Below are 13,028 nucleotides of genomic sequence, written 5' to 3'. Positions count from 1 at the left end.
TGCACAAAAACCAAACCTAAAAATTTTTGTATAAACCTAAAAATATTTTGAAAAAAGGCTTGCAATCGCGCGTGCGTGTGCTATGATAGGGATAAGAAATTTGGTCGAATGACCGATGCGGAACGGAGGTTGGATCACATGGATGTAACAATGAAATTTACAGAAAACCATGTCCCCGGGACGGATGACCGATACCTGGAGATTATGAGCCCGGACAATGTCCTCAAGGCCAATCATTTCCATAAGAGCTTCCCGGAATACCGCGTCACGCCGCTGCACAGCCTCCGGCATCTCGCACAGTATCTGGGAATCAAAAATCTGTACGTGAAGGATGAATCCTATCGCTTTGGTCTGAATGCCTTCAAGGTGCTGGGCGGTTCGTTTGCCATCGCACGCTACATCGCAAAGCAGACCGGACGCGATGTCTCCGAGCTGCCGTACAGCGTGCTGACATCAGACGCGCTGCGTAAAGAGTTCGGACATGCGACGTTCTTCACGGCGACCGACGGCAACCATGGCCGCGGTGTCGCCTGGGCAGCAAACCGTTTGGGGCAGAAGGCTGTCGTCCGCATGCCGAAGGGCACAACACCGACCCGGCTGGAGAACATCCGCAAGCTGGGCGCGGAGGTCACGATTGAACAACTGAACTATGACGAATGTGTCCGCATGGCGGCAGCTGAGGCGGCGCAGACCGAACACGGCGTCATGGTACAGGACACCGTGTGGGACGGCTATGAGGAAATCCCGTCGTGGATCATGCAGGGCTACGGCACGCTCGCACTCGAGGCAGACCGGCAGATGCTTGCAGACGGCTGTGAGCGCCCGACCCATGTCATCATTCAGGCGGGCGTCGGTTCTCTGGCAGGTGCGGTCATTGGCTATTTTGCCAACCGTTACCGGGAGAATCCGCCGATCATGGTGGTGGTCGAAGCGAATGCGGCGGATTGCCTGTACCGCAGTGCGGAACAGGCGACCGGTGAGCTGGTCAATGTCACCGGTGACATGGTCACCATCATGGCAGGCCTTGCCTGCGGCGAAGGCAATACGATTGCGTGGGATATCCTGCGCAACCATGCGGCGGCATTTGTCTCCTGTCCGGACTGGATGAGTGCGCGCGGCACGCGGGTGTACGGCGTTCCGATGGCGGGCGATCCGGAGATTATTTCCGGCGAATCCGGTTCCGTCACCATGGGCTTCCTCAGTGTTGTGATGGCGCGGGAGAATCATGCGGACATCCGCGCGGCGCTGAAGCTGGATGAAAATTCCGAGGTGCTGCTGGTTTCGACGGAGGGCAACACCGATCCGGTTCGCTTCCGTGAGGTGGTCTGGGACGGCTTGTACGGCATCCGCGAACCGTTTGCAGAGGACGACGTCAGAAAGCCGAGATAAACACCGGCTGTTTGATACATACAATAGGGAATGCAACAATTATATGGGGAGGTTCATCATGGAATTTGAAAAGATCAGGCAGGCAGCACAGGCATATGAAAAGGACATGACGAAGTTCCTGCGCGACCTCATCCGAATCCCGGGCGAGAGCTGCCAGGAAAAGGGTCACATTGACCGCATCGCGGAGGAAATGCGCACGGTTGGGTTTGACCGCGTGGAGATTGACCCGCAGGGCAATGTGCTCGGCTACATGGGCCGCGGCGAAAAGCTGATTGCGTTTGACGCACATATCGACAACGTCGGCATCGGCTATCTGGAAAACTGGAAATTTGACCCGTATGAAGGCTATGAAAATGAGACCGAAATCGGCGGACGCGGCGGCTCCGACCAGATGGGCGGCATCGTCTCCTCCGTCTACGGTGCAAAGATTATGAAGGATCTCGGCATGCTGAATGACCAGTACACGGTGCTCGTCACCGGCACGGTACAGGAAGAGGACTGCGACGGTCTGTGCTGGCAGTACATCATCCGCGAAGACGGCGTTCGTCCGGCATTTGTTGTCTCCACGGAACCGACCGACGGCGGCATTTACCGCGGACACCGCGGACGCATGGAAATCCGCGTCGATGTCACCGGTGTTTCGTGCCACGGCTCCGCACCGGAGCGTGGCGACAACGCGATTTACAAGATGGCGGATATTTTACAGGATGTGCGCGCGCTCAATGAAAACGATGATGCGGATGAGACTGAGATCAAGGGTCTGGTCAGGATGCTCAATCCGAAATACAACCCCCAATGGGAGGAAGCGCGCTTCCTGACCCGCGGCACCGTCACCGTATCGGAAATTTTCTTTACCTCTCCGTCCCGTTGCGCAGTTGCGGATTCGTGCTCGGTTTCGCTCGACCGCCGCATGACTGCGGGTGAAACATGGGAATCCTGCCTCCAGGAGATCCGCGATCTGCCGGCCTGCAAAAAGTATGGAGATGCGGTTACGGTTTCGATGTATGAGTACGACCGCCCGTCCTACACCGGTCTGGTCTACCCGATTGAGTGCTATTTCCCGACCTGGACGATTCCGGAAAATGACGTGATTACCCAGTCGCTCAAGCAGGCGTACACCGGTTTGTACGGCGAGGAGCGCAGCGGTGACAGTACGGTGGACGCGGAGCGCAAGGCGCGCCCGCTGATCGACAAGTGGACGTTCTCCACCAATGGCGTCACTATCATGGGACGCAATGGCATTCCGTGCATCGGCTTCGGCCCGGGCGCCGAGGCACAGGCACATGCGCCGAATGAGATCACCTGGAAGGAAGACCTGGTCAAGTGCGCAGCGGTTTATGCGGCACTTCCGACCATTTACTGCGAAAATACGAAGTAAAAAACGGAGGAGAAACGAACGATGAAGACGTTACAGGACTATATCGACAAGCTGAATGCGCTCAACTTTAAGGAGATGTATGAAAACGACTTTTTCCTGACATGGGAAAAGACGGACGACGAAATTGAAGCGGTGTTTACCGTTGCCGATGCGTTGCGCTACATGCGAGAGAACAACATCTCCACCAAGGTCTTTGAGTCCGGTCTGGGCATTTCCCTCTTCCGCGACAACTCCACCCGCACCCGGTTCTCCTTTGCTTCTGCCTGCAATCTGCTGGGTCTTGAGGTACAGGATCTGGACGAGGGCAAGTCGCAGATTGCACACGGTGAGACCGTCCGCGAAACCGCAAATATGATTTCCTTCATGGCGGACGTCATTGGCATCCGTGACGACATGTATATCGGAAAGGGCAACAAATACATGCATGATGTTGTTGACGCCGTAAAAGAAGGCCATGACGAGGGCATTCTTGAGCAGCGCCCAACGCTGGTCAACCTCCAGTGCGACATCGATCACCCGACGCAGTGCATGGCAGATATGCTGCATATCATCCATGCGTTCGGCGGTGTCGAGAACCTGAAGGGCAAGAAGCTGGCGATGACCTGGGCATATTCTCCGTCTTATGGCAAGCCGCTGTCCGTCCCGCAGGGCGTCATTGGTCTGATGACCCGGTTCGGCATGGACGTTGTCCTTGCACATCCGGAGGGCTATGAGGTCATGCCGGAGGTCGAAGAGGTCGCAAAGGCAAATGCTGCAAAGGCCGGCGGTTCGTTCACCAAGACCAACGACATGGCAGAGGCATTCAAGGATGCAGATATCGTCTATCCGAAGTCCTGGGCGCCGTTTGCCGCAATGGAAAAGCGTACCAAACTGTACGCCGAGGGCGATCAGGCGGGCATTGATGCACTGGAGCAGGAGTTGCTCGCGCAGAATGCCGAGCATAAGGACTGGGCGTGTACGGAGGATATGATGAAGCTCACCCGCGACGGCAAGGCACTGTACCTGCACTGCCTGCCGGCAGATATCTCCGGCGTGTCCTGTGAGACCGGCGAGGTCGATGCGTCTGTCTTTGACCGCTATCGCACGCCGCTGTACAAGGAAGCATCCTTCAAGCCCTATATTATTGCAGCGATGATTTTCCTGTCGAAGTTTGAGAACCCGCAGGAAATCCTGAAGAAGCTGGAAGAGCGCGGCACAAAGCGCGTCTTTGGCTGAGTTTTTACCGGAAAACTGTGCCAATGGGGGCGGAGCAGCTCCCATTGGCTTTTTTTCTTTCGATATGCTGATGCTACAGCAGGAAGGGGATGTTGCGCATGGATCGAAAGAAGATTGTCATTGCCCTCGGCGGCAATGCCCTCGGCAATACGCTGCCGGAACAGATGGCGGCGGCGAAGCACACCTCACAGTCGATTGTCGATCTGATTGAAGCGGGCTATCAGGTCATTGTGACCCATGGAAACGGCCCACAGGTCGGCATGATTAACCAGGCGATGTATGCGCTCGAGCGTGAAGACCCGGAGCAGCCGAATACACCGCTCTCCGTTTGTGTTGCCATGAGCCAGGCGTACATCGGGTATGATTTACAGAATGCGATTCGCGAGGAGCTGCGCAACCGGAACATCACCAGTGTGCCTGTTTCCACGGTTGTCACACAGGTGCGTGTAGACAAGGACGATCCGGCGTTTGACAACCCGTCCAAGCCAATTGGAAAGTTCATGACCCGGGAAGTCGCCGAAGAACAGGCGCGCCGGTTCGGGCATATCGTAAAGGAAGATGCCGGACGCGGGTATCGACGCGTGGTCGCATCCCCGATGCCGAAGGAAATTGTGGAAATTGGCGCCATCCGCACACTGGTAGACTGCGGCGAGCTGGTCATCTGCTGTGGCGGCGGCGGGATTCCGGTCTTCCAGAACGGCAACCATCTGAGCGGTGCGAGTGCCGTTATCGACAAAGACCTGGTTTCCGCACTGCTGGCGAAGGAGTTGGATGCGGATTCCCTCGTCATCCTGACGGCAGTGGAAAAGGTCGCTGTCAATTTCGGCAAACCGGAGCAGCGCAATCTCGACCGCATCACGGTAGATGAGGCATACCGGCTGATGGAGGAAGGACAGTTTGCTCCCGGCTCCATGCTGCCGAAGGTCGAGGCAGCCGTGCAGTTTGCGAGCAGCAAACCGGGCCGCGAAGCGCTGATTACACTGCTGGACAAGGCGCGCGATGGGCTGGAGGGACGCACCGGCACGAAAATCCGGATGGAATAGATAAAATGGAAACAAACGCAAACGAACCTCGCGGAAGCTCCGCGAGGTTCGTTTTTTACTGCGTCCAAGCCTGTTTGAGTGTTTCGGACAGCCCGTCTGTCTGTTCCAGATTGCGGTAGCTGAATACGGCACAGCCGTCCACACCGTCAATTTCGCGCACAAGGCTGAGTTGGCGCGCGATTTCCGCACAGCCGTCCGTGCGCCAGGTGTCGGTGTAGTCCGTGCTGCCGATTTTGTATGCCGCGAGACCGAGGATCAGCCGGACATCTGTGCCCTCGACCTGCTGTGCCCACCAGTGCGCGAGCGTGTCGAAATCCGCGGCAGTATCGCCGATTTCCCAGTAAATCTGCGGACAGATGTAATCGATCCAGCCATTTTTAATCCAGGTGAGCGAGTCCGCATAAGAGGATGTATAGTGCTCATAGCCGTTTGTATCACTGCCGCCGAAGGCGTTCACACCCTTGTTGCGCCAGATGCCCGAAGGGCTGATGCCGAACATACAGATGGGATTTTTCGCCTTTTTGTGTACCGTTTCGCCGACCGCCTGCACAAGCTGGTTGACGTTGTCACGCCGCCAGTCAGCGCGGCTCAGCTGCGTGTTGCTCGCGGCGTAGGTTTCCCCATCCGCAAAGTCGGTGGAGGGATAGAAGTAATCGTCAAACTGGATGCCGTCCACATCGTACTGTCTGACAATTTCCTCGACGCCGTCGCAGATGAGCTGCCGCACCTCGGACATGCCCGGGTCAAAGTAATAGTCGCCATCGCACGATACGACCCAGTCTGGGTGCTGCTTTGCGGGATGGGTGTCCGGCAGAGCGTCAAAATCCGATTTCGCGTTTTGTCCGGCGCAGATGCGGTAGGGATTGATCCACGCTTCCAGTTTCATACCGCGCGTGTGCGCCTGTTCCGTCCAGTAAGCGAATGGGTCAAAATCGTCCTCCGGCGCTGTGCCGCAGGTACCGGTCAGATACCGACTCCATGGGAACAGCTCGGATGGATAGAGCGCATCCGCTGCCGGGCGCACCTGGAAATACACGGTGTTGCAGCCGTCCGCTGCGGCTTCGTCCAGGATTTCATTGCAGCGCGCTTTGAGTTCGTCCGCGTCCGTTGTCGGTGCGGACGGGTAGTCGATGGCATAGGCTGTCGCGACCCAGACGGCGCGTGTTTCGGTCAGCGAAGTGAGCAGACTCGTTTTGGTATCAGCCTGTCCGGTTTCCTCTGTCCCGGCACTGCCGGCCTGCGCTTCCACCTGTTCCCGCTTTGCAGTCAGTTGTTCCAGATTGGGCAGCTCCAGTGCAGCGGAACCGTCCGAATACCACACAATGCCGCCGACGAGCACGAGAAACAGCACTGTCAGTGCAAACAGCTTTTTCATAGACAACCCTCCTGTCCTCGGTCTATCCTACGCGGGACAGGGGTGGGATTATACCGCAAGCTGCATGACATAGTCATCCATGACATAGCCGTTTCCGATGTCAGCGACCTGCGTGCGCACAGTTTCAAAGCCGGTTGCATGGTAGACCGCAATGGTGTTCTCGTTGTAGCGGTTGACAGTCAGATAGACACCGGATTTTCCCAGCTCACGCGCCAGACCGGCGACAAATTCGATCATTTTGCGTCCATATCCATGGCCGCGGTGCTGTTTTTTGAGGTACAGCTTGCTCAGGAACAGCAGTTCCTCCTCTGGATGTACGCCGGTGTAGCCGATGAGCTCCGCGCCGGCATATACGAGGTAATAGCGGTAGCCCTCCGCAATCTGCTGCCGCATAGCGGGTGCGGACTGGAATTTTTCAACCATATAGTCCACCTGCGCGTCGGAAATAATGCCGGGGAAAAATTCATGCCAGATTTCATCCGCCAGTGCGGCGAGTGTCTCAATCTCTGTGTCAGTAACCTGCTGGAAGGTCAGTTCCATGATGATGCACATCCTTTCTGTGTTTATCAGTCTATCACAATTTTCCGCGTTCGACAACGCAGAACACAGGGGGATTTTGCGGAGAAATCTTTTCTTTCCGGCGCAAATGCGGTATACTAAAGGTAATAAAAAAACACAGCCGGGGAGGAGAAGACAGATGCCGCAGTGTCAGATGTCTAAGGAATATGCGCTCGATATCGGGCATATTGATGGACGGGGGATTGCACGCCCGTCCGCTGTCATCGATTTTATGCAGGATCTCGCCACACGTCATGCGGGTGAGATGGGACTTTCCGAAAAGGTTGCGGCGCACAATGGATTCTGGGTGCTGTCGCGCCTGAAATATCGGTTAACCCGCCCGCTGCATTCGTATGAGACCGTACGCCTGACTACCTGGCCGCGTCAGATCAAGGGCGCGTCGTGGTACCGCGATTTTACATTTGAGGCGCAGGACGGCGTAATCGGCAGTGCGGTGACCATGTGGGCGATTGTCAACATGGAAACCCATCGCCTGCTGCGCCCGAAGGCGCTGGATATCTCGTTTGAAGATCAGATTGTCGGCGAGCCGGAGATGCTCAAGACGATTCATACGGAGCATTTGCAGCCGTGTTTTGACCGTGTTGTGCGATACAGTGACATCGATATCAATCACCATCTGAACAACGTCAAGGCGGTGGATATCCTGTCGGATGCCTTCGGACTGGAGGATGATGAGACGCGCTGGGTTTCACAGATGCAGGTCAATTATCTCTCGGAGACAACCTGTGGCACAAAGCTCATGCTGGCACGCGGTACAGGTGCGGACGGCGCACTCTGCGTGGCGGCGTTTGACGGCGAAAGGGAAAATGTACAGTCGGAAGTGGTCTTTTCCGCACTTTAACCCGGACAGGGGGGAGACAGGCATGAATTTCAAGGAAGTTCTCGACACAGTAATCCGGTACTGCCGACCGAGCCGTGTGATTCTGTACGGCGAAAAGATGGCAGGCCACGACATGCGATCGGCAAACCTGTGCATCATCGTTGACGTGATGTGCGACAAAAAGAGTCTGCTGCGCAAGCTGTATCTGGAGGTCAATGCGCCATTCCCGGTTCAGTTTTTGCTGTACAACACGGACGAATGGGTCAGCATGCGGAAGGACGCAGGAAGCTATGCGTCTGCAATTGAGAAGAAGGGAACGATACTGTATGGCGAGACGACGAAAGGGGAGCACTGACAGCCGGTATTATTACAAATGGCTGGAAAAGGCACTCAGCGATCTGCAAAGCGCGCGCATCCTGCTCACCTGGGGTGGGGATGCGATGGCAGTGGCGTTTCATTGCCAGCAGGCGATTGAGAAAGCCCTCAAGGGCTATCTGCTGTTTCGCGCCGGGCGCCATTTTGACGGGCACAACCTCACCTTCCTGTGCCGGCAGGCGGCAATGTGTGACGATCGGTTCATTCATTATCTGGATGAGAGTGCCGCGCTCAACAACTATTATATTGAAACACGATATCCAACCGACCTCCCGTTTGAAATTACGGAGACACAGGTGTACAACATTCTGACGATGGCAGAGGATATGTTCAACATGATTCGGCAGGAACTGTATCAGACAGAGGATGAACCACACGAAATCACTTCTTGAAAAATATACCACTATTGTGGGAGAAATCGATTTCAGGAGGATGATGCCGGAGTATGTCGCCTCTTGTGGGACGGTTGCCAATCTTAGCAGAAAGAAACAAAAAATCTTTGAGGTTTTCATTTACATTGCACCAGAAATTATGTAAAATATAATGTAGGACAACACTGATAAACCATGCGTCCATTTTTTACTGAAAGCAGGAGGGTTTATCCATGATAATAACCATAACGCTGAACCCAGCGATTGACCGGACGCTGATTATCGACGAACCCATCGAGTTTGGAACGGTAAACAGCGTTTCTCAGAGCTTTGTCGAGGTTGGCGGACGCGGCATCAATGTCTCCAGAGCGATCCGTGCGCTCGGCGGCGAGAGCGTGGCAATGGGCTTTACCGGCGGAAACAATGGCCGTTCCTTGAAAAACGGCCTGACTTCGCTCGGCATCCATCACGATTTCACCGACGTTGCGGGTGAGACCCGTGTCAATACCCAGCTGGTTCATCCGGACGGCAGCCATACTGACCTCAATGAACCGGGTACTGTTGTGACAGATGAAGATTATCTGCGCTTTATCGAGAAGCTCAAGCTGTACCTCGATCCACACAATCTGTTCGTTCTGTGCGGCCGTGTCCCGCCCGGAATGAAGCTCAAGCAGTATCTCAAAATCATCAAGATTATCAAAAAGGCGGGCTGCCCGCTGCTGGTCGACTGCGACGGCGCAACGCTGAGCAGCGTCCTGCCGTGCAAGCCGGATTTCATCAAGCCGAATACGACCGAGCTTGCCAAGCTGACCGGTTTGCCGCGCACGCATGATCCGGAGGAGGCGCTGGAGCATGTCCTGCCGCTGCGGGAGCAGGGCGCACAGACAATCTGTGCATCGCTCGGCCCGAACGGCGCGATTTTCGTCTTCCCGAATGAAACACCTTTGTACATGGTGGCAGATGCAGGCCCGGCGGATAAGAGTGCGGTCGGCTCCGGCGATGCAATGGTCGGCGCGATTGCACATGCGTACAACCAGGGCATGTCTAACGAGGAGCTTGCCAAGTTCGCCGTCGCCATGGGCACGGCATCCGCAAAGCTGCCCGGCACCCAGATGGCAACCATGAAGGAAGCCTACGGGGTATATGAAACCATCAAGGTTTATACCATGTAACACATAACAAACAGAGGAAAAAACAGCGAACCGGCTGCATGTCAGCCGGGTTCGCTGTTCTTTTTTTGCCCGAAGAGCGACCAGACGGCAATGTACAGGCCGCTGAGCGCGACGAACAGGTAAAAGCTCACACCGCGGCTGAGCAGCATCGCGTCGTGCAGCGCCGCTGCCGGAAATACGGAGCGGAACAGCAGCAGGAACGCGCCTTCACTCGCGCCGACCGCACCCGGAAGCGGCAGCGAGGAAACGGATATATGCAGCACTGCCTGGAGCGAGAGAACCATCCAGAATGAACATAGCGGCAGTCCGAGTGACAAATATACCAGATAGGGAATGCTGTAAAACGCCGCAATCTGTACGGCAGTCACTGTGAGCACGCCCAGCAGGGCGGAGCGATTTTGCCGGAGATATGCCGCGCTGCGCTGGTACAGTGCGAGCTGGCTTGTCAGCTGCTGCTCGATGGCAGCGGCTTTTTTGATGTGCAGCGCGTGCAGGATGCCGCAAGCCGCGCGGATCAGCGAATGAGACAGCCGTCGGGAAAAAATTGCCGTCAGCGTGATGAGCAGCAGCACGACGTTGGCAGCGGCACCGAGTGCGAACAGCCAGCGAAAGCGACCCACTTCTTCCGACAAAAGCGCGTATTGCAGGACAAATCCGGCGGCCGCGAAGGTGACGGTTATCGTCTGGAAGGAGGAAAACTGCGTGAGCAGTGCGAGCGTGCCATGTGAGACCGGAATGCGGTCGCGGTGCATCGCATACAGCTGCATGGGCTGTCCGCCGCTCGCGGATGGCGTGACCGAACTGAAAAAAAAGCCGGTCAGCGCATAGCGGATTGCCTGTGGCACCGTGCAGCGGCAGCCGAACAGCTGCAAACAGCCGCGCAGATTTACCGCCTCGCACAGCAGGAACACGCACATGCAGCCTGCGGCGAGCGCAAGCCAGCGCACCCGGACACCGCGCAGGACAGCGAGCAGTTCAGAGAGGTTCTGCCCGCGCAGCAGGATGAAAAAGGTCAGGGCAATCAGCCCGATGAACAGAGCGATGTGCGCCAGCAGGCGCTTGGGAGAGCGTTTAGTGTTCATAGTGATCCACCGTATCGAAGCGGAAGCCCGCATCCAGCCAGTCGGGCAGGACGTCGTGCAGCGCGGCAATGGTGCGTGCAGGCGCATCATTTTTGCCGCGTCCGTCGTGCAGGCAGAGGATGCTGCCGCCACAGGTGCGGCGGCGCAGCTTTTGTGCGATTTCCTTCGCTGTTGTATCGCCGCGCCAGTCCTGTGCCATGACATCCCACAGCACCGGCTTCATACCATAGCTGTACAGCTCTGCGAGGCAGGCGAGATTCCAGTGTCCCCACGGCGCGCGGTAATAAAAGGCCGGTGCGCCGAGCTGCTGCATGATGCAGGCAGCATGTACAAAGTCGCGGCATGCCGAGATGGGCGGCTGGAGCATCCCGTTTTTGTGTTGAAGGGAATGCAGCCCGATCAGATGTCCTTCGCGTTTCATGCGGGCGATCAGGCCGGGGTTACGCTGTGCGGACTGTGCGACAACGAAAAAGCTCGCGTGGATGCCATATTCCGAGAGCAGGTCGAGCAGCTGCGGTGTATAAACCGGGTCAGGACCGTCGTCGAAGGTCAGATACAGTGTGTCGTCCGGCTCCGGGCGGCGCAATCGGTGCAGCAGCTTGCCGCCATAGGTCGGAACAATGCTGTAACACAGTGCTGCCGTACCCAGTGCGCCGAGAACATATTTTTTCATGATACCGTTGCCTCCTGTTACTATAAATTTGCCCCTTGATATATGGCAGCCAGCCATAGGCATGGGACATCTCGTTGCCTAAGCTGTTAGAATGAAGAGGTAATGGTCTGACCTTTGCCTCCAAGGGCTTTCACGTCCGTGAGAAAGTCAGTCAGCCATCCTCTCATTCGCAGCGTTCGATTTGTGCAGGTAGAGCCTGAGCGTTCGCGTCATCAAACAGATGGAATCGGCAATGGGAAAAGGATGGCATTTGTCCATTGCAAATTCTAAACGGGAGTGATTCTTATGAACGCAGCAGGTATTGATGTTTCCAGCAGAAAAAGTACGGTGGCCGTGCTCCGTCCGTTTGGCGAGGTTGTAAAGGTTCCGTTTGAGGTGGGCCACAGCGCCGAAGCACTGCTTGATCTTGCCCGGCAGCTCAAGACGCTTGACGGCGAGACGCGGGTCGTCATGGAGCACACCGGCCGCTACTACGAGCCGGTGGCCAATGTGCTGCACGAAGCAGGCCTGTACGTCAGCGCGGTCAATCCGCTGCTCATCCGGGAGTACGGCGGCAATTCTCTGCGCAGGGTCAAGACCGATAAGGCAGACGCTGTGAAGATTGCCCGCTATGCCCTTGACAACTGGGCGGATCTGCGGGATTATACTCCCATGGATACGATTCGTTATGACCTGAAAACGCTGAACCGCCAGTTTCAGCTGGCCAGTAAGCAGAAAACCGCAACCGCCAACAACCTGATCGCCCTACAGGAACAGTCCTTCCCCGGCATCCGCAAATGCTTTGACAGCCCGGTCCGCAGGGACGGTACGCAGAAGTGGGTGGATTTCACCTACGCCTTTTGGCACGTGGACTGCGTCCGCAGACACAGCCTGAACGCCTTTTCCGAGCGTTACCGGAAATGGTGCAAACGGCACGGCTACATTTTCAAGCAAAGCAACGCTGAAGAAGTTTACACCCTCGCCAAGTCTGCCGTGGTGCTGGTGTCGTCGTCCGAAACCACGAAGCTGCTGGTGCAGGAGGCTGCGAACCAACTGACCAGTATCTCTCGTTCTGTGGAGATCTACCGCGCCGAGATGAACCGTCTGGCTTCCCTGCTGCCGGAATACCCAGTCGTCATGGAACTATACGGCGTAGGCGAGTCTCTGGGGCCTCAGCTGATGGCAGAGATTGGCGATGTGCGCCGCTTTGAGCAGAAGAAGTCTCTGATCGCGTTTGCCGGTGTTGACCCTATGCCGAACCAGTCCGGCGACAAGAATGTGCGCAGCAACCGTTCCTCGAAGCGCGGCTCGCCGTATCTTCGCAAGACGCTGTTCAACATCATGGGAATCTATCTCAGATGCTCGCCAGCCGAGGAGCCTGTGTACCAGTTCCTTGACCGCAAGCGAGCCGAGGGCAAGCCCTTCTATGTCTACATGACAGCCGGTGCGAACAAGTTCCTGCGGCGGTACTACGCAAAGGTGAGAGATTACCTCGCCACCTTGGACGATCTACCGCCGGTAGATATGGATTCCACCGGTCTAAACCAGACCAACTGACAGCCAAACACCCCGACATT

At 56.3% G+C, this 13,028-nt stretch carries 13 protein-coding genes; 9 read left to right on the top strand and 4 right to left on the bottom strand.

Annotated features, from left to right (window positions below; translation table 11 throughout):
• Positions 1–138 precede the first annotated feature (138 nt).
• The 4 genes from dpaL to arcC all read left to right on the top strand — a co-directional run bounded on the left by dpaL (position 139) and on the right by arcC (position 5,025).
• A complete protein-coding gene (gene dpaL / locus CBW42_RS06365; RefSeq protein WP_087018881.1) occupies positions 139–1,389 on the top strand; it encodes a diaminopropionate ammonia-lyase in 1,251 nt (416 codons plus the stop codon).
• A 58-nt stretch (positions 1,390–1,447) separates the two neighbouring features.
• Positions 1,448–2,767 (top strand): YgeY family selenium metabolism-linked hydrolase, encoded by a 1,320-nt coding sequence (locus CBW42_RS06360; protein WP_087018879.1) that lies wholly within the window; start codon positions 1,448–1,450, stop codon positions 2,765–2,767.
• A 21-nt stretch (positions 2,768–2,788) separates the two neighbouring features.
• Positions 2,789–3,982, top strand: coding sequence for a knotted carbamoyltransferase YgeW (ygeW, locus tag CBW42_RS06355; protein ID WP_087018877.1), 1,194 nt, complete (start codon positions 2,789–2,791; stop codon positions 3,980–3,982).
• A gap of 98 nt (positions 3,983–4,080) precedes the next feature.
• Positions 4,081–5,025 carry a carbamate kinase gene (gene arcC / locus CBW42_RS06350; protein ID WP_087018875.1) on the top strand — a complete coding sequence of 315 codons (945 nt, stop codon included), beginning with the start codon at positions 4,081–4,083 and terminating at the stop codon, positions 5,023–5,025.
• Positions 5,026–5,080: 55 nt separating this feature from the next.
• Here arcC and CBW42_RS06345 read toward each other — a convergent pair whose 3' ends face one another.
• Positions 5,081–6,400, bottom strand: coding sequence for a glycoside hydrolase family 10 protein (locus CBW42_RS06345; RefSeq protein ID WP_087018873.1), 1,320 nt, complete (start codon positions 6,398–6,400; stop codon positions 5,081–5,083).
• A 48-nt stretch (positions 6,401–6,448) separates the two neighbouring features.
• Positions 6,449–6,940, bottom strand: a complete 492-nt coding sequence (locus CBW42_RS06340) for a GNAT family N-acetyltransferase (protein WP_087018871.1) — start codon at positions 6,938–6,940, stop codon at positions 6,449–6,451.
• A gap of 157 nt (positions 6,941–7,097) precedes the next feature.
• On the opposite strand from CBW42_RS06340, the gene CBW42_RS06335 reads away from it, so the two are divergent.
• From CBW42_RS06335 to CBW42_RS06320, 4 genes are all read left to right on the top strand, one after another.
• The gene (locus CBW42_RS06335) at positions 7,098–7,820 is read left to right on the top strand and encodes an acyl-[acyl-carrier-protein] thioesterase (RefSeq protein ID WP_165761088.1); all 723 of its coding nucleotides are present in this window, start codon (positions 7,098–7,100) and stop codon (positions 7,818–7,820) included.
• Positions 7,821–7,842: 22 nt separating this feature from the next.
• On the top strand, positions 7,843–8,154 hold the full coding sequence (locus CBW42_RS06330) for a hypothetical protein (protein WP_087018869.1): 312 nt from the start codon (positions 7,843–7,845) through the stop codon (positions 8,152–8,154).
• Positions 8,126–8,566: a HEPN domain-containing protein gene (locus CBW42_RS06325; protein WP_087018867.1), complete on the top strand. Its 441-nt coding sequence runs from the start codon at positions 8,126–8,128 to the stop codon at positions 8,564–8,566. The genes CBW42_RS06330 and CBW42_RS06325 overlap by 29 nt, the downstream gene beginning before the upstream one ends.
• A gap of 212 nt (positions 8,567–8,778) precedes the next feature.
• Positions 8,779–9,717, top strand: a complete 939-nt coding sequence (locus CBW42_RS06320) for a 1-phosphofructokinase family hexose kinase (protein WP_087018865.1) — start codon at positions 8,779–8,781, stop codon at positions 9,715–9,717.
• Between the two features lie 41 nt (positions 9,718–9,758).
• Here CBW42_RS06320 and CBW42_RS06315 read toward each other — a convergent pair whose 3' ends face one another.
• Both CBW42_RS06315 and CBW42_RS06310 read right to left on the bottom strand, forming a co-directional pair.
• A complete protein-coding gene (locus tag CBW42_RS06315) occupies positions 9,759–10,799 on the bottom strand; it encodes a lysylphosphatidylglycerol synthase transmembrane domain-containing protein (RefSeq protein ID WP_165761087.1) in 1,041 nt (346 codons plus the stop codon).
• Complete coding sequence (locus tag CBW42_RS06310) at positions 10,789–11,472, bottom strand: polysaccharide deacetylase family protein (protein ID WP_087018861.1); 684 nt, start codon at positions 11,470–11,472, stop codon at positions 10,789–10,791. Before CBW42_RS06310 ends, CBW42_RS06315 begins: the two co-directional genes overlap by 11 nt.
• A 285-nt stretch (positions 11,473–11,757) precedes the next feature.
• Here CBW42_RS06310 and CBW42_RS06305 point away from each other — a divergent pair, with 285 nt between their 5' ends.
• On the top strand, positions 11,758–13,008 hold the full coding sequence (locus tag CBW42_RS06305) for an IS110 family RNA-guided transposase (protein ID WP_108721050.1): 1,251 nt from the start codon (positions 11,758–11,760) through the stop codon (positions 13,006–13,008).
• Positions 13,009–13,028: the final 20 nt, after the last annotated feature.

The organism is Butyricicoccus porcorum (assembly GCF_002157465.1).
In the GTDB taxonomy this organism is placed as follows: Bacteria; Bacillota; Clostridia; order Oscillospirales; family Butyricicoccaceae; genus Butyricicoccus_A; species Butyricicoccus_A porcorum.
The sequence above is the reverse complement of the archived record's forward strand: the minus strand, read 5'-3'. Positions and strand labels throughout refer to the sequence as shown.